The sequence below is a fragment of the Streptomyces sp. SAJ15 genome (genome assembly GCF_007595705.1).
Taxonomy (GTDB): Bacteria; Actinomycetota; Actinomycetes; order Streptomycetales; family Streptomycetaceae; genus Streptomyces.
In genome coordinates, this window is the sequence record NZ_NISY01000024.1 from 23,178 (window position 1) to 43,243 (window position 20,066).

The following is a 20,066-nucleotide window of genomic DNA, read 5'->3' on the forward strand; positions in this document are numbered from 1 at the left end:
AGCCGATGGTCACGGTCGGGGAAGGGCTCGACAAGGCGGTCCAGGGCGCGTTCACGCGCCCCATCCCGAAGTCGGCCGGCGCCCAGATGCGCTACCTGGTCAAGCAGCACAAGGGCAGCACCAAAAGGGTTGCCGAGCTGCTCGGCATCACCCAGCGCACCGTCGAACGGTACGTGAAGGACCAGATTAAAAAGCCCCGCCCCGAGCTCGCCGCCCGCATAGAGCGGGAGGTCAAGAAGCGGTGGCAGCCGCAGGTCCGGGCCAGGGCCAAGCAGGCCGCGGCCACGACCGGCGGCATCATGATCGACACCCGCGCCCGCTTCGGCTTCACCGCCGCCCCCGGCACCACCGACGACGCCCGACTACGCCACCTCACCCTGGCCCTGCCCCCGCGCCACGCCGCCCGCCTCTTCGACGCCCAAGAGGCCGGGGCCACCGAGCAACGGCTGCAGCAGGTCGCCGCGGAGGCCTTGGGCGAGGTCTACTTCCGCGACAACGGCCGCCGCGCCCACGGCCTGGAGGTGGAACTCACCGACCTCGAGCACATCGAGTTCGAGCTGTAGGAGCCGCCCGTACGGGGCGAGCCCCGGACTGGTGTGACTGTGCGCTTCAGCTGGCGAGTGGGCGGTCGAGTTGGCGGACTGAGCACTCGCTAGCTGGCACACCTGGAAGGCTGAGTGTTCGATGCGGCTAGGCTGCACGGATGATCGTCCGCTGCCACCAAATCATCAGCCCCGCGACCGGCAAGGTTGTGCCGGAGCACCCGGGCATCCGGGTGGGGGCGGACTACCCGGTACTGGAGATCATGACCTCGGCGGACCGTGTGCTGCTGCGCATCCCCGAGCGGCTCGACACCAGTACCGACCGGGACAGCCCCGGGTTGTGGGACGCGGCGATGTTCACCGTCGTCAGCGAGCGGATGCCGAGCTGCTGGGTGGCCGCCTTGGAAGGCGGATCCCTGACGCTGGCGCCCCCAGAGTGGCAGCGTCCCGGGTTCTGGGAGGACTACTTCGATGCTAAACCGGCCGCGGTCGCCGAGTACGACCGGAGACGAGTGGAGATCATCACTCAGGCGTGACGAAGGTACCGAGTGCCCTCGGGCGGTCAGCGCTCAGCTCGCCAACTGAATCGCTCAGTCACAACTGGTGGTTGAGCCGAAGCACGATAGTTGTCACCAAGGCATGCGTCTTGTCATCGGGGCAGGCCGACGAGGCGCCTTTGGTTGACCATCGGGCCGTTGTGCAGCTCAGGCGACCGGCGGACCGCCGTAGCCGGTGACACCCACCATGCTTCGCGCGCTGCTTGTGGCAGCCAGCGTGCCGATCCGGTGACAACCAACGTGCTTCGCCCGAACGAAGCCGCAGGTCAGCAGGCACCTCAGGTGAAAACTATCGTGCTTCGGCTCGGTGGTCCGTCGGCTCGCCTCATGGCCGACGTTCGGCGCCTTGACGAGGTGGTGGGTGCCGTCGATCAGCGCGATGAAGTTGCGTTCACCCATGCTACGGCGTTTGCCCTTGCCCGCGGGGTGGGTGCGCAGGCGGTGGCACAGCCGGGTGCCTGAGCCGGGCCGCATGGCGATCAGCCCGGCCACCGGCAGGCGTCCTGAGCGGCGGCCGCTGACCGTCACGACCGGGGTGCGGCCGCGACGGCCCCAGGTGCGTCCTTTGGGCGGCCGGCGGGTGAAGCCCGCTGCGCTTTACCTCCGCCCAGGTCGCCTCCTTCCACGCGGTCACAGCCTGCTCGTCGCGCTCTGCGACCCTGCGTGCGAGCACCTGCGGGCTGAAGCCGAGCCGGTGCATCAACCGGGTGGCCCCGGAGACGCTGTAGGAGACGTGGAACTTCCGGCCGATCAGCGTGGCCACCCTCGCCGCCGTCCACACCTGGTCCTCCACCCAGCCGTTGGCGGCCGGGCCCTCATCGAGGTACGCGGCCAGTTTCTCCAGACAGCGCGGCGACAGGCGGCATCGCGATCCGCTCGGGCCACGGGAGACCAGAGCCTGCACACCACCTTCCCGCCACACCTGGTGCCACTGGTAGGCCGAATTCCGGCTCACCTGCAGGCGCCGTGCGCCCTCCGGCGGCTTGGTCTTCTGATCGAACAACTCGGCCGCCTGCATCCGTACCGACTCCCGACGCTGACGTCCCGCAGGGCTCAGCCCGCCCCCATCCGCATACCTCACACACCCACGGAATACAGCCACTACCCCAGACCCGGCAGGGACTTCAGGAGAGATCAGCCCGACGAGCTGAAGTCAGTAACGCGAGCTGCTGCCGCTGACCACCTGGCGACAGCTCTGCCGGGACATCGACCCCGGCGTGCTGCACCGGCTCATCAGTGACGAATGCTTGACGTCTGCTCAGGCCGCACGCCGCCTCGGCGTCAGCCATGACGCTGTCCGCTTCGTCCTGCAGGGGCAGCCAGCCCCTCCAGGGGCGGCGAAGAGTGCGAAGTGGGAGGAGGTGGGTGGGGCAAGTCTGGACGGCGGCCGGGTCCGGCATGCAGCTCATGATGCATGGCTCGCCGGGCGCCGCCGGGCAGCCCGGGCATATGCGGATGGCGTCGAGCAGCGGCTGAAGGTAGTCGAGGACCCCGCTGGCGTAAGTGAGCGGCGGAGGTGGCTAGGATTTTGGCGTGCCAAGTGCCTGTGCGGCTGAGTCGTGTGGGTCTCCGGTCTGGCGCCAAGTCGGGGTTCACGACGGTTGGTCTGTTGACGAAGCGTCTGGTGTTGTTCAACGGGAGAGCTGTCAGGAGCGGTGACCTCCCGCTTCAACGTGCGTCGTCCTGTCGCGGCTTGGTGGCGTGACGGTAATGCGGAGACGATGAGGGGGAGCGGTGGAGAGAAAGCCCGACGCACGCGTCGAATCATCAACGCGCGTGTTCGATGGCGTGGAAAAGCTGGGGTGGGAGTACATTCATCCGGTTCCTCACCCCCACCCACATCGTGACAATCCGCCGATACGGCATGATCCACCCATGCCCACCTATCGAGGAGGTGAACTCCCTCCACTCTTGGGATGTGTCTTCAGTGGGATGTTTTTTGCGGGGGCTCTATTTGCGGCACTGGGTAGCCTTGTTGTTGCTGCCGTGGCGTGGATCCCTGCCGGGATAATCCTCTTCATGCGCGTCGCTCCCTATATTGGATATAAGTGGAAAGTGTCGGGGGCGAAGCGGAAACAGGAAGAACTCAGAGCGGCTCACGAGGCCGCGTTCGAGCGTTGGAAGACGGATGTCCTCGCGCACGATGCCTCGGAGCGGCGGCGTGTCGACGAGGCGTTGCGGTGGTTTCCTGTTCATCTCGCATCCCGCCCGCGTCGGGTTGATGTCTATGGCGGCACGGCGGATGGGTGGGCGGCTCTTCTGGTGACTCTGGGGGCGTCTCTCCTCGCCAACGGAAAGGGACTGTGGCTCCTCGATCTCAGTCATCAGACGGTGGGGCGGGAGCTGGCGGCCTTGGCCGATCCGCGAGGGGTGCCGGTGGTGCGCGTGGAGCTGCCGTCGGCCTCCGCGCCGCCTGACCTGTCGTGGGGATTGTCCGCGGAGGAGCTGGCCGAGGTGCTGGCGGAGGCCCTTTCCACACTGCGGCCGGACGGGGCCGACGTTGACTTGCGCGCGACGGACGCCAGCATCCTGCACTCTGTGCTCGAGCGACTGGACGGGGCGGTTACCTTCGGCCGGATCGCTTCCGGACTGGAGGTCCTCCTGCGCGTCCACGAACCCGACCGCGCGCCGGAACCGCTGTCGGCCAGGGAGCTGGACAGTCTCACCACGGCCATCGATGTCGTCGGGAAAAGCGAGCGGATTCAGAACGAGCTGCGCTTCGTATATGACGTGACGCGTTTGCTGGCCCGCGCCCAGCAGAACCCCCTCACCCTCCCCGCCCCGGACCAGTGGCTGGCTCCCGGGCAGTTGACCATCCTCTCCACGCACGATGTGACCGAGCGTCGCAAGGACGTCATCGACCGCGTCGTCTTCTTCCTCATCCTGCATCAGCTTCGCCGTGGCCGCGTCCCGGCGGACGCCGGCACCTTGGTCATCGCCGGCGCGGAGCACCTGGGACACTCCGCTCTGGAATCCATGGCTCGCCAGGCGCGCGTCGCCGGCGTCCGTCTCATGCTTCTTATGGCGCATGTGCGAGAGGACATCCGGCCGCTTCTCGGAGGTCAGGACAGCGCGACGGTCCTCATGAGGCTGGGGAACGCCGAGGAAGCGAAAGCCGCCGCCGAATTTATCGGACAGGGACACAAATTCGTGATGAATCAGCTGACGCGGCAGGTAGGTGAATCACACTCCATGGGGCGATCCCACAGCTACGGCGGAGGTGATAGCGAGACGGGGGGATGGTCGACTAGTTGGCAAAATTCCGTCAACAGTTCGACTGGTAATTCCGTGACGCGCGGCGAGGCGGTATCCCGGGTCTATGAATTCGCGGTGGAGCCGACACAAATTCAATCGCTGCCGCCTACCGGACTCATTTTGATCGAGACGAGTCCGCAAAGCCGCCGCGTCGTGTTCGGCGACTGCAACCCTGCCATCACTCTCCTACCACACGTGGCCGATGCCCCACGGCTACCGGAGTAGGGAGGCGATCGCTGTGACGGACCACGGTGAGCCCAGCGCCCCTTCCAGCAAGGCGTCGATGATCTTAGAGGGCTTCCGGTTTCACCGGCTGCTGGACATCCCCCGGCAGGCTCCCGAAGACCAGGGGCCGGACCGTACGCCGGCGGAGTTGTTCGCCGCACTCGCCGCCGCACGGGCCGAGTTCAATGATCGCCCAGGTGCGGCACTGGCCGTGGTGTGGCATCGGCCCCCCGGCAGCCAGCAGCTCGATGTCCTGGTGGGAGGACGTCCCTTCGTACCGTTCGCAAGAGACCACGGCCGAGCTAGCGGCACTCGCGGCTACCCCCTGCTCTACCCGCCAGGTGCGGTGGCCGTGCCCGCCTATGTCCCCGACTTCGACAGCTTCACATCCTGGGCCCGCTGCCCGGGACAGGCGGATCCTTTGTGGACGCCGGCAGCGGACCGGCCGAAGGTCATGCGCGGCGGCTTCGACGAGCACGTCGGTCACATGCGTGATCCGTTCGCTTGGGTGGTGCTCGCGGAGCCGCTCAGCGACGATGCGCTGGAGAGCGAGCGCATGGCCCTGACCATGAAAGTCCCTGGGCTGAGGCAGCGAGAGAACTCCGAACTGGACCGTGTCGCACTCGAACGTGCCCAGGCCAGGTATCGGGAACTGAGCAGGGCGCGCCCCAGCGGGATGTGGAACATCCACGTCCTGGTCGGCTCATCTGACGCAACCACCACCCGTCGAGCATCCGCACTCCTGTGCAGCTCCGCTGATCTGGACGAGCACCCCTACACCCTCATACCCGGACCGCCGGTCGGAGATCTGGCACAGGCATGGCGCGCAGCAAGCACCCCGGCCGGCGAACCAGCCTCCCCCTTCCCTGCGAGCACCGAGCTGCTGGCCGCGCTGGCCCGTCCACCGCGCAAGGAACTGCCCGGCGTCCGCCACGTCGAGCGCGCCGACTTCGATGTCACCCCCGAATCAACCGGCGACATTGTGCTCGGCTCGGTTCTTGACGAAGCCGACCAGCCGATCAGTGCCCTGGGAATCAGGCCGGACACCCTCAATCGGCATGCCTTCGTCGCAGGCGCCACCGGCTCCGGAAAATCACAGACCGTACGGCACCTGTTGGAGTCCTTGCACGACATCGAGGTCCCTTGGCTGGTCATCGAGCCAGCCAAGGCCGAGTACGCGAACATGGCAGGCCGACTGGCCGATCGCGCAGAAGTCACAGTGATCCGTCCCGGCGCTCCCGATGATGTCCCGGTGGGCCTGAATCCGCTCGAGCCGGAGTCCGGGTTCCCGCTGCAGACCCACCTCGACCTCGTCCGGGCCCTCTTCCTGGCCGCCTTCGAAGCCACGGATCCGTTTCCGCAGGTTCTCAGCCAGGCGTTGACCAGGTGTTACCAGGAGATGGGCTGGAACCTGGCGCTGGGCACCCGCCGAGGCGTGCCAAGGGCACCACGCTATCCCGGCCTGGCGGACGTGCAGAAAGCCGCCTTGGAGGTCGTGGACAACATCGGGTACGGCAAGGAGGTCGCCGACAACGTACGCGGCTTCATCGACGTACGGCTCGGATCGCTTCGAATGGGCACTCCCGGGTGGTTCTTCGAAGCTCACCACCCCATCGACATGAGCAGCCTCCTGGACCGAAACGTGGTGCTGGAGATCGAAGACATCGGCAACGACCAGGACAAAGCGTTCTTCATCGGAGCGGTACTGATCCGGATCTACGAATACCTGCGAGTCCACCGCACCGACACCACCGGAGGCGGTGGACTGCGGCATGCCACGGTGATCGAAGAGGCGCACCGACTCCTCAAGAACGTCCCGCCGGGCAGCCCGGCCGCCCACGCGGTAGAGCTCTTTGCCTCGCTGCTCGCTGAGATCCGAGCCTATGGCGAAGGCATCGTGGTCGCCGAGCAGATCCCGTCGAAGATCCTGCCGGACGTCGTCAAAAACACCGCACTGAAAATCGTCCACCGGCTTCCGGCAGCGGATGACCGCGAGGCTCTTGGTGCGACGATGAACCTCACTCCCCAGCAGTCCCGGCACATCGTCGCCCTCCCCCCAGGCCGCGCGGCCGCCTTCGCGGACGGTATGGACCGCCCCCTGCGTATCGCTGTACCGCTGGGACTGGCCCGCGAGAGCACAACGCAAGCCACCCGATCCGTTCCCACCCTGACGAACCCGCACTCCGCACTGGGACATCTGGAGCGGCTCCGACCCCATACACTGCGCGAGATCAGCCTGGGCAAAGACCTGGCAGAGGACCCAGCCCTCACCCTCTGGATCGAACTGCTGACGATCGCGCATATTTGCGGCTTGCCCTCTCCGCGGCCCCACGCATCCTGGTTCGAAGGACTGCGGAACCGAGCGAACGAACGGATCCTTGAGTGCGCCATCGCTGCGCGCATCAACGCAGCCGTCGACGACCGGTCGGCAGGGCTATCGGACTTCTATCCGCCGGAGAATCTCCTGGAGCACCTGACAGCCTCAGCGATGCGTGTCCTGGCCGGAGGCAGCACCTGTCCACGCGGTGAAGTCCAGTGGCAGGCAGGCACCTGGCGCTGGGCAGACGTATACCGAGCACTCAAGGCGGCCGACACGTCGAGCGAAGCCCCCCACCCCGACACGACCGTATGGGCCGCCCGCGGGCTGCAGTTGCCGGGCCGCACAATCGCAGAACAACTGGAAGCCTGGAAGGCACACCCTGACACCTGGCGCCCCTCAGAGACCACGGTGCGAGGCGTATCCATGACCTGGAGCCAAGCGTGTGATGCCCTGCACAACGCGAGAGAGCCCCAAGAGCGGCTGAATAAGGCAGCTTCCTTCCTCCAAGCGCCCTGGTGGCCACTGAAGTCGTTTGTACGGGCGGTAGCCACAACAGGCGGGGAGAGGACATGAGCGCGGACGGACCCGCAAGGCCGGTTGAGCAGGAGGTCCCGAGGGCACCCGACAACGGCTCCTCCCAGGGCGACGACGGACCCGACCACACTGCAATGGAGGATATTGATGCCGCAGACTCCTTCCGTGGTGACGTCGAAGGCGACAGAGACAGCGACGACGCGTCGCACGGCCCGGAAATGCCGGTCATTGGAGAGACGGAGGAGCCGAAGGGGGAGGCCGACGACGACGGTGCGCCGGCGGAGCCGATCGACAGCGAGTATCCAGACCATGAGGAAGCGGGGCACGCGGCGGCAGGGGATATGGATGCCCTAGGTGACGCTGATGATGACGCTCGCAAGGGTCATGTATGGGACTATCCGCTGGCATCAGAGGACCTGCTGTCCGACCCTGCAGACGATGGATCCGCCATCGGGGGAGACCTGGATGAACAGGGCGGTCCTGGCAAGCCGTCTGCTGAAACCGCGGTTGCCGTTGAAGGGTCCTCTCCGCCGGAGATGGCGGGTGATGAGGAGCCGACCGCGCAGGAAGAGGCGAGGGATACGGCCCCTCGTGATGCACCCGCAGAACATTCGGGGCCGGATGATGGCTCCGCAGCTGTACGAGGCAGGGACGACTCTGCTGAAGATCCGCGCCCAGAGCAGACCCCCACTGCCGGCGAGCAGGTAGCACCTGGCGAGGCTCCTGAGCGGCAGGGGGATTCGGCGCTCACGTCCAGAGAGGCCGGGGAGCAAGCCGAACCCCCCGCCATTGACACGGGTGGGCATCGCGACGACCTGACCGGCGGCCACGGTACAGGAGAGCACGAAGATCACACCGGCGATCATTCCGGTGGCCAGAAGGACGACGGCGAGGCAGAGGGGGCGAACGAGCCTGACGCATCGTCGGAGGAGGACGGCGAGGCCGGCGATCCGAAGTCGGGGGATCGGTCGGAGAACCCGCTGGCCGACGTGGCCGAGGCCCTCGGCGAGCGGTATCCCGAGGTGGCTTCGGTGATCACCAAGCTCGGTGCGGACGATGCGAACAGGCTGAACGTGATCGAGAACCTGAAGGACCCTGAGGGTGGGGGCGAACGGACCCTGGAGATCGTTCAGGAGCTCGCCGTGGGGGAGACCCTGGAGGGGCGCTCCTTGGAGGAGTACAGGTCCGAGAACCCCGGGCGCGGCCCCCTGTTCGAGCCCGTGGAGCATGAGGTGAACCACGCTCCCGACGGGACGTCCCGCAAGAACGCTTACGTCGAGCAGACCAAGGTGGACGACTCGGTGCGAGCCCTCGGAGCCGCCATCGAGGACAGCGACCGCGCCGCCCTGGACGACTACGGCATGAGGCTGCAGAACGAGGTGGAGCCAGCCGTCTACGAAGACGTGATGAGTCTCCTTGAGGAGGCTGGCTGCGCCGACGACGCCGAATTGAGCATCCGCACGAAATCTGCAGACGGCCTGGTCGACAAAGTGAAACGAATGACAGAGGGGAGCGAGGGCAGGAAAGCCCGTCCGGATTACGAGATCGGGGACGTCATCGATGCCGTGGGTGCAAGAATTACCGTCGATGACACCGCCCGGCTCGAAGCCGTTCTCGAAAAGGCCAAGGAGCACTTCGGTATCGGCGAGGACGGGCGCCTGCTGGAGGTCGAGAACATGTACGCCCAGCCCAAGAGCGGCAATCCGAGCTACCGCGTCATTCCCATGGTCGCAGCCATCGAGGTCGGCGGAAAGCCGTACACGTACGAACTCCAGCTCACGACGAAGCGGGCTTCCGTGGCCGCTGACCTTGAGCACAACACCGTGTACAAGCCACATATCGAAACGACTTCAGAGGAACGCGATGTGATGCGTAAAATGCAGGCAGAAGCGGCGGCGTTGGATCAGGAAGAAACTCGCAGGAGGTACCCGTGACAGATGAGACAGGCCCGAAGTTCGTCATGATCTCGACGTTCCGCAGAAGGAATGCGGACGGATTCATGCTCGCGGCTTTCGTCATCGACGAGAGGGAGTGCGAGTCTCCTGCGGAAATGAAATCGATCAGGAACGAAGCCCTCACTGAGATCCAGCGCCGACGCATCGTCGGAGAATTCGAGACCCGCAGGGCGAAGGCCGACGAGCTGCCCTCGACCCTGCCTCGGTGGGGGGAATACAAAAGGCAGCTGGAAGCTGCGGATCAGGAGTCGTCTTGACCCATCGGGTGTTCGGCGCGTGGCACGACTGGGACACCGCCCACCGGCAGTTGGCGGTGCTCGCTCCGGAGGTTTCGGCGCAGCGCCTCGGGGAGGCCGTCGCGTTCGCCGAAGAGGCCCATGGGGATCAGAAGAGGCCCGCTGGCGAGCCGTACGTGGAGCACCTCCTGGAGGTGGTGGAGATCCTTGTCTCGGGCGCGGGTGTCCGCGACGAGGACCTGCTGGTGGCGGCCGTACTCCACGACGTCGTTGAGGACACCGGCCGCACGGCCGGGGAGGTCGGTCAGCGGTTCGGCGCCCGGGTCGAGGAGTGGGTGGGGTGGGTGACGAAGCCGCACCCCGAGGCCCACGAGGATCCTGCGGAGGTGCGTGACCGCTACCTTCTGAGCCTGCGTTCCGCCCCGCCGGAGGTCGTGCTGCTCAAGCTGGCGGACCGGTTCAGCAACGTGCAGCGGCTCGACACGCACCCGCGGCCGGAGAAGCGGCGTTCCTACTACCGTGAGACGTGCCGCCACCTGGTACCCCTCACCGCGGGAGTCCCATGGTTCGAGGCGGCCTTCGAGGAGTGGCGGGAGTTCTACCGCCACCTAGAGGACGAGGCGCCCGCGGCGACGGCCTGACCCCGTCGCCGGCGCGGATGCCACTGGCGGGCCCGCAGCCATGCACGCTGCTCCGCCCGGGCACTGGCCATGGGGGTCGTCACCGCGGCGTCCGACCCGGCGCAGCGTCGGCACCGTGCTGGACTTCATCGCCTGGTTCGATCGGACCTGGAAGCCGGAGCAGGACCAGCAAGCCGATGCCGCATGAGGAAATGCCATCGAAGTGAGACGGAAACAGCGGGACATTCGATGAGACAGCAGCACGAGCAGCAGGTCGCCACGGTCAGGGATGACAACGGCGGCCGGAACCTACACATCAAGGACGGCACCGTCACCGACGTCGACAACGGAGAGTAGGAGTAGGCGATGAGCCTGCTCGGGGACGGCCTGGAGGCCGCAGCGCAGAAGGCTTTCACCCGCCCGGCGCCCAAGAGGGGTCCCAGTAGTTCTCGCGGGAAAAACAACGCTAAGGGGCTTCCGGGCGTCTGACCTGCGCTGATGTTCTGCAGATCACTTATCCCGTTGCCGGTCCTGTGCAGGCTCGTTGGGCTGAGCGGGTGATGGTGTCGACGGGAGGGGCGGGGTAGATGGCGACGCGGGTGTTCTCCGATGAGGAACTGGAGGCCCTGCGGTCGTTCCCGGCTGTCGGTAAGGACGAGCTGATCCGCTACTTCACCCTCACCCCGGCCGACCGCCACCCTGCCCTGGCTGGGCTTCGTCCCCGACAATGTGCCCGCCGCGCCGGCGGCTGCGGTCGGCCGCCTGGCCCGCCAGATGGGGCTCGCTGCCGGTGATCTGGCGGGCTACGGCGAGCGGGAGCAGACCCGCACCGACCATCTGCGCCAGGTCGCCGAGGATCTGGGGTGGAAGCAGCCAAAGGCCATCGAGCACAAGGAGCTGGATGAGTTCCTGCTGGCCCGTGTGATGGAGCACGACTCCCCGTCACTGCTGTTCCGCCTGGGCTGCGAGTACCTGCGCTCGGCGAAGGTGATCCGGCCCGGTGTGGTCGTGCTGCTGGAGAAGGTCGCCACGCCCGGGTGGCCCACCTGCTGACCGGCGAGCGCGCCCGCGGCCTGGACAAGCTGCTAGTCGTCGATCCGGGCTTTGCGGCCCACGCGGCTGCACTGGCTGGGGACCGGGCCCGTGCAGGCGTCGCCCAACAGCGTGGGCGGCGAGGTGGAGAAGCTGGTGTTCCTGCGCGGCCTTTAACGCGCACGCCCTCGACCTGTCCGCGCTGCCCGCCGAGCGCCGCCGCCACCTCGCCCAGATCGGCCGGCGCCTGACCGCGCAGGCCCTGGAGCGCCGGGAGGCGAACCGGCGCCATCCGATCCTGCTCACGCTGCTGGCCCAGTCCGCCGTCGATGTCCTGGACTCCGTCGTGCAGCTCTTCGACCAGACGCTGTCGGGTTCGGAGTCGAGGGCGCGGATCAAGTTGCGCGACGAGCTCGCCGAGCGGGCCAAGCTGTCGGAGGACCGGCTGACCCTGCTGGACGAGATCCTGCCGGTGCTCGCCGATGCCGGTATCCCGGACAAGGCGGTGGGGACGCTGCTGCGTGGCAAGATCGGCATGTCCCGGCTGATCGCCGCCAACGCCGGGGCCACCGTGCGGCTCCCGCGCGACCACGGGCACCTGCGGCTGCTCGAGGGCTCCTGGGAGGACCACGGGGCCGAGTTCTGCCGCCTGGTCGGCAAGAGCCCCGACCCGTCGGAAGCCCTGCCGCTGATCGGACGCCAGGTCCGCCAAGCCCTGGGCTCCGAGCAGACCATGCGCGGTCGACAACCGGGCCGTCCGCCGCACTGGCCGCATGATCTTCTGCCAGCTGTCCAGCCTGACTCTCCGCCCCGGCAGCGTGATAGATGCACCTGTGAGCCTCATCAACCGAGGAGTTCAAGGACACCTGCTTGAACTCCTCGGCGTCGACGAGACACGACCCCGCTGGCTGGGGACCTAACTCCCTATGTGCGAAGTCTCCGGCTAGCAGGAGGCCCGGCAGAAGCGCCGGGCCGATCCGGGGTGCGGCCCGGGGTCCCGGAGCCAGCTATGCCGCGCTCGGCGGGGTTGACTGGAAGTGGCGCCGGCGCGCGCGGAGGAAGGGCACCGTGCTGCTGAGCAGGACCAGGAGCAGGACAACCACGCCCGCGGGGGTGAGCTGGACCGTCACCTGCAGCGTGGTGGGCAGCACGGCCACCGCCACGCCCGCGACGGTCAACCGGTTACGCGTGCCGAAAAGCAGGGCGATCGCGAGGACCCCGGCCCACAGGACCCCGGCCCACAGCGGGCCGGTGACGCTGAGAACGCCCAGCGTAAAGGGGTAGTACATGTCGACGAGCTGCACGCCCGACACCAGGACGGCCGCCAGGGCGGTGGTTCCCATGATCGTGCGGCGTTGTGACAGGGAGGAACCGAGCAGATCCCTGGGTGCGGTGAGGACGACGGCGCCGGTGAGCAGCGGCACGGCCAGTCGGATCACTGCGATCGAGGGGGTGTTGTGGAAGCCGGAGGAGGCGAACGCGGCCAGCAGGACATCGGCCAGGCACAGCACCATCGCCGGCACGACCAGTGCACGGGCTACGGTCCAGCGCCCGGTCCAGACAGCCGCGAGCGCCGCCAGCCAGAGCAGCGGCGTGAGGCCCGTGTTGGCCAGGCTCAGCACATTCGTGGGCGAGGACGCCGGCAAGGTCCGGACGCCGGGGGCGAAGAGCCACAACAGGCCCGCCATGAAGCTACCCGTCGCCACGGCGACAGCCAGCGGGGCCGCCTGCGCCAGGACCTGACCCGCCATCCGGTCGGAGCCCAGGCCGGTGCGCCGCCGCAGGCCATGGCCGGCGACATCGAGCGCCTCGCGCAGCCGATCGAGCGGGCTGGCATCCTGCGTCGCCTCGGCATAGATCGCGGTCAACTCGGCTTCGTGCTCAGCGCGGTAGGCGGCCGGATGGAGGCGCAGCGCCCAGCGGAACGCGAGGGAGCTGTGCTGCTGCGTCATGCCAGGGCCCCCTTCGGGCGGATGGCGTAGGCGCGACGGGCGGCCAGTCGACGCTCCGCCTCGGCGACGACAGCACGCAGCCGCTCCGTCTCGGCGGCCAGCACGTCTCGGCCGGCCTCGGCGAGGGCGTAGACCTTGCGCGCCCGACCGTCCACGACCTCCTCGCGCTCGACCCGGATCAGGCCCTGCTGGACCAGCCGGTCCAGCGCGCCGTAGAGAGTACCGGTGCGCATCCGCACACGGCCCTGGGAGATCGCGTCGATCTCCTGAATCAGTCCATAGCCGTGCCTGGGCTCGTCGGCCAGGGCAGTGAGCAGGAGCAGCGTCGGCTCCTGAAGCGGTCGCTCATTCATGCCGCCTATATATATCAGCGACCGGCATATGTTGTCGATCGATTCATCGCTCTGCCGCCCGGAAGCCCGATCCGCTGCCTGAGGGCCTGGCCGCTGTGGCGGCGGCACGTCAGCGGGCTGATATGCCCAGTACCCGATCGCACAGATAGTCGCTGGCCGGCTGCACCTCAGCGCCGGATTCGTCGACTACGGCATACGGCGGCGCTCCATCCGGGAGCGCAACCGCGCCGCCCACGCCAGGCAGTACTCGACGACCACGCAGAGCTCGTCACGGCGCTCGCGCTCCTACCACCAAGCGCACGGCGAACGGTAGCGAGGCCACCAGCCCGGCGGGCGAGAAAGTGCAGTCAACAGGTCATCCACACCAGGCCATCAGGCCCTCACCCATTTCACGATCGCACGTCAATGATCGCTGTCACCAACCTCCGTGGACAGAACCCTTTCCTCACTAAGCTGCGGATGTTGCCCCGTTACGCGACCACGCTGCTGCAGGCCCTGCTCGTGCTGACCAACACCGAAGTCGCACGCTGACGGGCCCGGCAGACGATCTTGGGCACGGACAACCGCCCCGACCAGTACGAGCATCGCTCACTCACACCAGCCCCAACGACCTGCGGATTCGAAGTTGGTGGATCCTCACTGGGACGACCTGCTGCGGCTCGCGGGGTCTTTGAAGTACGGGCACGCCACCACCTCGCTCGTCGTGGGCAAGCTGTCGGCGTCCTCAAGGCAGAACGCGCTGGCGGCCGCGCTGAAGGAGTACGGCGCCATTCGCAAGACGATCTACGCGGCGAAGTGCTTGTCCGATCCGGCCTACCGCCGCAAGATCGCCCGCCAGCTGAACAAGGGCGAGTCGCTCCACTCCCTGCGCCGCCAGCTCCACAGGCCAGAACCCGCAGGCCGTCCACGGGCAGATCGTCGCGTTCGTCGACACCCTGGTGGCCACCGGCGTGCTCATGGACACCGACTGTGCGTCCCGGAGGAGGTGGTGGCGGTGACGGTCATGGTCCCCTCCGCCCGGCCCACCGCGCCGCGGCCAGACCGGCTGGTCGCGGCCGTCGCGCTCGCGCTGTCCCTGGCGATGAGCTGGTGGCCCTTGCGCTGGCAGATCGCCACCGTGCGGCTGCTGCGCGGCCTTCCGTACGCGCGCCTGGCCCGCGTCGAGGCCCTGTATGCGGCGGTGCTGGCGGTGAGTCCGGCGTGGTGGCCGGGCCGGATCGCGTGCATGGAGATCAGCCTGGCCACCGTCATCGCGACCGCCCTGACCGGCCGCCAGGCCCGCTGGGTGCTCGGCGCCCGCTTCCTGCCCGACGCCGCACACGCCTGGGTCGAGGTCCCCGAAGGGGCGGTCGGCCGGGACATCGGCGACGCTGCGGACCGGCCGTGGATGCCGGTCTTGTCGGTGCCGTAGACGGCATCTGGGGCTGCCGTGGTCCGGGGCCGGCGCCGTGCCTCCCCGCCCCGGACCACGGCCTCACCCGAACGAGTGAAACCCGGGCGTCGTGGTTGGCATCCGGTCTGGGTGACCTGGGCCGATGAGGGAGATGCGGAACAATCCCGTTGCCCGGCCGCCTGGTCCGGCTCCCTGATGGGGCTCGTGAGTTCTTCCGTATCCCCGCCGCCGACCGTCGCCGCCGCGGGCCAGCCGCCCGTGATGCGCCTGGCCTCCGACCGGCACTTCGAGGCAAGCGTCAACCTGTCCACATGGGCCATAGCGCGCCGGCTGCCCCGCACCCTCACCGAGGCGGCCCGGCTCGGCTGGCGCACCGACCACCGTGCCCTCCTCGCCCTGCTCGCCTGCCAGATCGGCGCCGCCGCCCTCACCGCGACCGCGCTCGCGGCCACCACCCGCGTGCTGGCCGCCATCTTCACCGGCGGCGACATCGCCGCCGGCCTGCGCGAGAACCTGACCGCCGTGGCGGTCCTCACCCTCGCCGCCTCCGGCCGCTACCTGCTGGATGCCGCCGCCCGCGCCGCTGCGGCCCGACTTGCGCCGCAGGCCGTACGCGAGGCGGACCTTCAGGTCATCACCGCGGCCACGGCCGCCGAGCTGGTCGCGTATGAGGACCCGGACTTCGCCGACGCCCACGCCGCCGCCTCCGACGGCGCGGAGAAGACCGGCGACCTCATCCGCGACGCCCAGCTGCTGACCTCCGCCGCAGCCCAGATGGCCGCCGCGGCGACCGTCGTCACCGTGCTGCACCCGGTCATGCTCCCCCTGCTCGTCGCCTCCGTGATCCCGTGCGCCTGGGGCGCGGTGCGGGGGGCGCGGATCGAGCACGCCGCCCACCACCGCAATCTCGCCGACTCCCGGCTCCGCAACGTCTTCCGCTCGTACACCACCGAGCGGAACACCGCCGACGAGGTCCGCGCGGGCACCATGACCGGGTTCCTCATCCGCCAGTACCGCATCGTCTCCGGCCGCCTGGAGGCCGAACAGCTCAAAGCCACCAGGCAGGCCCTGGTGGTCCAAGGCATCGGTGACGCGCTCACTGCGGTTGGCACCGCCACGACCTGGGGTGTGCTCGTGCTCCTGGTGGCCACCGGCCGCATGGAGCTCGCCGCGGCAGGGACCGCCGCCCTGGCCGTAAGGACGTCCGGCACCGCGCTGGCCACTACGGTCCGGGCTGGAGCCCGGCTCTTCCGCACCTCCCTGTCCCTGGACGACTGGGCCCGGTTCCTCGCCGTGGCCAAGCCGTGGACCGCCCGCCGCGGCTCGGCTCAGGTCGCCGAGGACGGGCCGCAGGTCATCACCGCCACGGACGTCTCGTTCACCTACCCCGGCGCCAACCGGCCTGCGCTGGACGGCGTCAGCCTGGATCTCAAGCGGGGTGAGGTCATCGCCCTGGTGGGCGAGAACGGTGCCGGTAAGAGCACGCTCGCCCGCGTGCTGACCGGCCTGTTCCTGCCCACGGCGGGCTCGGTGCGGTGGGACGGCGTGGACCTGGCCGATGCCGCCCCAGACGGGGTGCTGTCCAAGGTGGGGTTGGTGCCGCAGGACTACACGCGCTGGCCGCTGGCCGCCCGGGAGAACATCACTCTCGGCCAGCCCCGCCCCGAAGGCGACACGGCCGTGCACGCCGCCGCTGAAGCGGCCGGCGCCGACAGCGTCATCGCCGCCCTGCCCCACGGTCTGGACACCTCTCTCGCCCGCTCCTGGTGGGGAGGGCACGACCTGTCGGGCGGGCAGTGGCAGCGCGTCGCCGTCGCCCGAGCCTTCCACCGCGACGCCCCTGTCCTGGTCATGGACGAGCCGACTGCCGCGCTCGACGCCCGTGCCGAGCACCGGATTTACACCCGGCTCAAGGACCTGGCCGCTGGCCGGGCCACGGTCTTCATCACGCACCGGCTGGCCAACGCCCGCCTCGCCGACCGGATCGTTGTCCTCGACCAGGGCCGCGTGTCCGAGATGGGCACGTACGAGGAGCTGATGGACCAGGCCGGGGGCTTTTTCGAAATGGTGAAGTTGCAGGAAGACCGGGACTGATTCCGGTCAGGGCCGACCAGGGCAGTGATGAGCTTGCCGCTGCCTTGGTCAGGCGCCCGAGGGCCGCCTGCGTCTTCTCGGCGGCGCCGCGCGGCCCGATGCCTGTGCCCCACGGCCTTGTTGAACTCCGCGTCGAACCGTTCGCGTTCGGCCTTGGCCAAGGTACTTCAGCTGCGCGGGGGTGGCCGACTCCTTCTTCGACTTCGCGGCGCGCTCGCGCAGGGCGCCGTAGTAGGTGTCGTTCTCGGCCTTGCGGTGGGCCTCGGCGTGCTCGCTGCGGTCGATGACCCGCACCGACTCCGTCCAGCCTTCGCCGGGCTTGCCGGTGACCGCCTCCCACAGCGCGTTCGCGGTCAGCGCCGCCTCGTCGACGCCCTCGGTCAGTCCAGGGCCGGTCAGCGCGACCCAGCCACTTCCGGACTTCACCACGGTGAACCCGGCAGGCTCGGCGTGCTCGGTCACCCAGTTCAGCCCGCACCCGCAGTGCGTGGAGTGGTAGCGGCCCCACTTCGAGCCCGGCGCTTCGTAATTTCTGGCCGCCGCCTACGCCTCCGCCACCACCGCCCGCACCGCGGACCCGAAGGAGTTCCTGGCATGAACGACTCTCGGCTCGCTCTGCTCGGCGGCGAGCCGGCTGTGACGGTCACGGACCCGCACTTCGTGTGGCCGCCGATCGAGGACGCCGACCGGCGCGCGGTCGCAGCCCAGCTGGAGACGGCCGTCTCGATCCCCGACCGCTCCTGCATCACTGCTGACCTGGAGGACGCGCTCGCCTCCTACCTCGGAGTCCGGCACGTCGTGACGACCTGCACCGGAACGGCCGCGCTGCACTCGATGTACGCGGCCGCCGGGATCGGCCCCGCGATGAGGTGATCGTCCCGGCTCTGACCTTCCACGCCACCGCGACCCCGCTCTTCCACCTCGGCGCCCACCCCGTTCTCGCCGACGTCGACGACCGCGGCCAGCTCGACCTCGATGACGCCGCCCGCCGGCTGACCGCCCGGACGAAGGCCGTCGTCGCGGCGCACCTGTGGGGGCTGCCGCAGAACATGGACGCGCTAGTGTCCTTCGCCGACACGCACGAGCTAATACTCTGCACGGCCAGTACAACAAGCGGTGCCGCCGCGAGATCCCCGCCAACCACCCACTCGCCCGCTTCGCCATCACCGGTATGGGCCTGAAACTGCGCATCGATCCCCTCGCGGCTGCACTCGCCCACACCCAGCTCACCCGCCTCGACAGTCACCTGGCCGGACGCCAGCACGTCGCGGCCCGCATGTGCGCCGCTCTCGACCGCGTGCCGGGCATCCAGCTACCGCATGTGCCGGCCTCCGCCTGGCCGTCGTGGTACGCGCTGCCATTGCGCTACGAGCCAGCCGAGCTCGCCGGGCTGCCACTGGCACGGTTCCTCGACGCCGTCCACGCCGAAGGCGCCACCATGGCGGACCAGCCGGGTTCGACCTGCCCCCTGTGTACCCATCCGCTGTTCCATGCCCCCGGGGCCTACTCCCTGGCTACGCTGGCAGTCAGGGCCCCGACGTCGGCGACTTTCCGGTGGCGGAGTACGTGCATGCCACCACCTTCAAGCTGCCGGTCTGGCACCGCGAGGAGGACGCCCACCTTGCCGAGGCCTACACCGCAGCCCTCGCCAAAGTCGCCTCCCACGCCAAGGACCTGTTGTGAGCTCCCTCGACACCGCTCTGCTCGAAGACCTCGCCCGCGCCGCCGAACGTGACGGTATGCCAAGACTGTCGTGGGCGCCGTCATCGCCGACGCCGACCGCAAGGTCCTGCTGCTGCACCGGCCGGCCGACGACTACCTCGGCGGGCTGTGGGAGCTGCCCTCCGGCGGCGTTGACACTGGCGAGTCCCTCATCGAGGCACTGCGGCGCGAAGTCGCGGAGGAGACGGCGCTGACGGTCACGTCCGTCGGCGGCTACCTCGGTCACTTCGACTACCGCTCCGGCAGCGGACGCGCCACCCGCCAGTTCAACTTCACCACCACCGTCGCGGGGGAGACGGTCACGCTCACCGAGCACGACGCGTATCTCTGGGCCGGCCGCACCCAGCAGAACAAAGCCTCCAGCGCCGTCCAGGCCGTTCTCGACACCTGGCGCGACCAGGCAGCCTGACAAAAACCCGAGCCTCAAACTGGGCCTCGGCCGCCCTCTCCCAGCAGCGGCCGAGGCCCGCCGCTGTACGGGGCCGATGCCCGTGCCCGGGGCGTACGCTGACGCTGCACGGACTCGCCAGGGACCATCTGGTCGAAGTCGCGGAGCTGCCCCAGGAGCTCGTCGATCCGCTGTATCAGCCGGGTTCGTCGGCCATCAACGTGAAGGCCTCCCGCATGAGCCGGTCAGTGGCACCGGGCCGTTCAACCAAGGAGTCGAAGAGGTCGGCGAGCAGCCACAGTGCGTAGGTGTGCACCATGGCCTCTTTTGGCGGGATTGTCCCAAACTGGTCGCGCCACGCCACCGTATCCATACCCATGACTGCGGCCATGAGAACACCAGCGACCATCGGTACCTGAGCTGGGTCGGCAGTTTCAAACGAGGGGAGCTTACGAATCACGGCCGGGATCAGATCGCTCAACGGATCAAGAGACCCCTCCTCCCGGCTGTCCTGCTGGCCGATGATGTGCGAGGTCAACACGCCAACCAGGAAGACCATGCCTCGGGACACTTCGTCCCGCCCGTAGGTGTCCATCACCGCTTGCACACGCTGCTGCGCCTGCCGACACTCCTTCTCGGATGTGCGCCTTTCTAAGATCCGGTACGAGTCCCACGCCGCGCGGACCGCCTCGCCCACTACTACGCCGTCACTGGTCATGCGCTGACCGTAACGAGTCGATGGAGTCAGCAGAAGAGCGCACCGGCAAGAACCCCAGTGCAGCCTCCATCAGAGGTGCTGGCCCATCCACAAACGCGGCTGAACGACTGGTCCATCCCGCAGTGCCTCCGCCAGGTCGTCAAGCCAGCGTCGTCCGTGCGAGCCTCGGC

At 68.4% G+C, this 20,066-nt stretch carries 19 protein-coding genes and 2 pseudogenes; 15 read left to right on the forward strand and 6 right to left on the reverse strand.

Annotation, left to right across the window (positions count from 1 at the left end; translation table 11 throughout):
- Positions 1-5 precede the first annotated feature (5 nt).
- Together tpg and CD790_RS33225 are read left to right on the forward strand one after the other, a co-directional pair.
- The gene (gene tpg, locus CD790_RS33220) at positions 6-563 is read left to right on the forward strand and encodes a telomere-protecting terminal protein Tpg (RefSeq protein ID WP_144387119.1); all 558 of its coding nucleotides are present in this window, start codon (positions 6-8) and stop codon (positions 561-563) included.
- Between the two features lie 140 nt (positions 564-703).
- The gene (locus CD790_RS33225; RefSeq protein ID WP_144387120.1) at positions 704-1,078 is read left to right on the forward strand and encodes a hypothetical protein; all 375 of its coding nucleotides are present in this window, start codon (positions 704-706) and stop codon (positions 1,076-1,078) included.
- Positions 1,079-1,246: 168 nt separating this feature from the next.
- On the opposite strand, the gene CD790_RS36470 is transcribed toward CD790_RS33225, so the two are convergent.
- Together CD790_RS36470 and CD790_RS33235 are read right to left on the reverse strand one after the other, a co-directional pair.
- The gene (locus CD790_RS36470) at positions 1,247-1,498 is read right to left on the reverse strand and encodes a hypothetical protein (RefSeq protein ID WP_260868082.1); all 252 of its coding nucleotides are present in this window, start codon (positions 1,496-1,498) and stop codon (positions 1,247-1,249) included.
- Between the two features lies 1 nt (position 1,499).
- Positions 1,500-2,117: a winged helix-turn-helix domain-containing protein gene (locus CD790_RS33235; protein ID WP_260868083.1), complete on the reverse strand. Its 618-nt coding sequence runs from the start codon at positions 2,115-2,117 to the stop codon at positions 1,500-1,502.
- Between the two features lie 1,001 nt (positions 2,118-3,118).
- Here CD790_RS33235 and CD790_RS33240 point away from each other — a divergent pair.
- From CD790_RS33240 to CD790_RS35080, 7 genes are all read left to right on the forward strand, one after another.
- Positions 3,119-4,579 (forward strand): hypothetical protein, encoded by a 1,461-nt coding sequence (locus CD790_RS33240; protein ID WP_144387121.1) that lies wholly within the window; start codon positions 3,119-3,121, stop codon positions 4,577-4,579.
- A 13-nt stretch (positions 4,580-4,592) separates the two neighbouring features.
- Positions 4,593-7,472 (forward strand): ATP-binding protein, encoded by a 2,880-nt coding sequence (locus tag CD790_RS33245; RefSeq protein ID WP_260868084.1) that lies wholly within the window; start codon positions 4,593-4,595, stop codon positions 7,470-7,472.
- On the forward strand, positions 7,469-9,367 hold the full coding sequence (locus CD790_RS36475; RefSeq protein ID WP_260868085.1) for a hypothetical protein: 1,899 nt from the start codon (positions 7,469-7,471) through the stop codon (positions 9,365-9,367). The genes CD790_RS33245 and CD790_RS36475 overlap by 4 nt, the downstream gene beginning before the upstream one ends.
- On the forward strand, positions 9,364-9,645 hold the full coding sequence (locus CD790_RS33260; protein ID WP_144387123.1) for a hypothetical protein: 282 nt from the start codon (positions 9,364-9,366) through the stop codon (positions 9,643-9,645). The genes CD790_RS36475 and CD790_RS33260 overlap by 4 nt, the downstream gene beginning before the upstream one ends.
- On the forward strand, positions 9,642-10,265 hold the full coding sequence (locus CD790_RS33265) for an HD domain-containing protein (protein WP_260868086.1): 624 nt from the start codon (positions 9,642-9,644) through the stop codon (positions 10,263-10,265). The genes CD790_RS33260 and CD790_RS33265 overlap by 4 nt, the downstream gene beginning before the upstream one ends.
- 687 nt (positions 10,266-10,952) lie before the next feature.
- Positions 10,953-11,297 carry a DUF4158 domain-containing protein gene (locus tag CD790_RS33275; protein WP_399218661.1) on the forward strand — a complete coding sequence of 115 codons (345 nt, stop codon included), beginning with the start codon at positions 10,953-10,955 and terminating at the stop codon, positions 11,295-11,297.
- Between the two features lie 325 nt (positions 11,298-11,622).
- A complete protein-coding gene (locus tag CD790_RS35080; RefSeq protein WP_186319386.1) occupies positions 11,623-12,150 on the forward strand; it encodes a hypothetical protein in 528 nt (175 codons plus the stop codon).
- A 133-nt stretch (positions 12,151-12,283) separates the two neighbouring features.
- Here CD790_RS35080 and CD790_RS33285 read toward each other — a convergent pair whose 3' ends face one another.
- Together CD790_RS33285 and CD790_RS33290 are read right to left on the reverse strand one after the other, a co-directional pair.
- Positions 12,284-13,228 (reverse strand): hypothetical protein, encoded by a 945-nt coding sequence (locus CD790_RS33285; RefSeq protein ID WP_144387124.1) that lies wholly within the window; start codon positions 13,226-13,228, stop codon positions 12,284-12,286.
- The gene (locus tag CD790_RS33290) at positions 13,225-13,581 is read right to left on the reverse strand and encodes a PadR family transcriptional regulator (RefSeq protein ID WP_144387125.1); all 357 of its coding nucleotides are present in this window, start codon (positions 13,579-13,581) and stop codon (positions 13,225-13,227) included. Before CD790_RS33290 ends, CD790_RS33285 begins: the two co-directional genes overlap by 4 nt.
- 405 nt (positions 13,582-13,986) lie before the next feature.
- Between CD790_RS33290 and CD790_RS36485 the strand changes: the two genes are divergently transcribed.
- The 3 genes from CD790_RS36485 (at position 13,987) to CD790_RS33305 (ending at position 17,068) form a co-directional block, all read left to right on the forward strand.
- Entirely contained in the window at positions 13,987-14,112 is a 126-nt protein-coding gene (locus CD790_RS36485) for a hypothetical protein (protein ID WP_260868087.1), read from the forward strand.
- A gap of 52 nt (positions 14,113-14,164) precedes the next feature.
- Positions 14,165-14,992, forward strand: coding sequence for a lasso peptide biosynthesis B2 protein (locus CD790_RS35405; RefSeq protein ID WP_260868093.1), 828 nt, complete (start codon positions 14,165-14,167; stop codon positions 14,990-14,992).
- Between the two features lie 177 nt (positions 14,993-15,169).
- Entirely contained in the window at positions 15,170-17,068 is a 1,899-nt protein-coding gene (locus CD790_RS33305) for an ATP-binding cassette domain-containing protein (RefSeq protein WP_399218657.1), read from the forward strand.
- Positions 17,069-17,116: 48 nt separating this feature from the next.
- Here the strand turns inward: CD790_RS33305 and CD790_RS33310 are convergent, their stop codons facing one another.
- On the reverse strand, positions 17,117-17,530 hold the full coding sequence (locus CD790_RS33310) for a hypothetical protein (RefSeq protein ID WP_144387126.1): 414 nt from the start codon (positions 17,528-17,530) through the stop codon (positions 17,117-17,119).
- Between the two features lie 132 nt (positions 17,531-17,662).
- Between CD790_RS33310 and CD790_RS36490 the strand changes: the two are divergent.
- The 3 genes and pseudogenes from CD790_RS36490 (at position 17,663) to CD790_RS33320 (ending at position 19,199) form a co-directional block, all read left to right on the forward strand.
- Positions 17,663-18,249: pseudogene (locus CD790_RS36490) on the forward strand (aminotransferase class I/II-fold pyridoxal phosphate-dependent enzyme).
- Positions 18,162-18,386 (forward strand): annotated as a pseudogene (locus CD790_RS37070) (DegT/DnrJ/EryC1/StrS family aminotransferase); the annotation flags it as partial. The pseudogenes CD790_RS36490 and CD790_RS37070, both read left to right, overlap by 88 nt.
- 435 nt (positions 18,387-18,821) lie before the next feature.
- On the forward strand, positions 18,822-19,199 hold the full coding sequence (locus CD790_RS33320; RefSeq protein ID WP_260868089.1) for an NUDIX hydrolase: 378 nt from the start codon (positions 18,822-18,824) through the stop codon (positions 19,197-19,199).
- A 175-nt stretch (positions 19,200-19,374) separates the two neighbouring features.
- Here the strand turns inward: CD790_RS33320 and CD790_RS33325 are convergent, their stop codons facing one another.
- On the reverse strand, positions 19,375-19,896 hold the full coding sequence (locus tag CD790_RS33325; protein WP_144387127.1) for a hypothetical protein: 522 nt from the start codon (positions 19,894-19,896) through the stop codon (positions 19,375-19,377).
- Between the last annotated feature and the right edge of the window lie 170 nt (positions 19,897-20,066).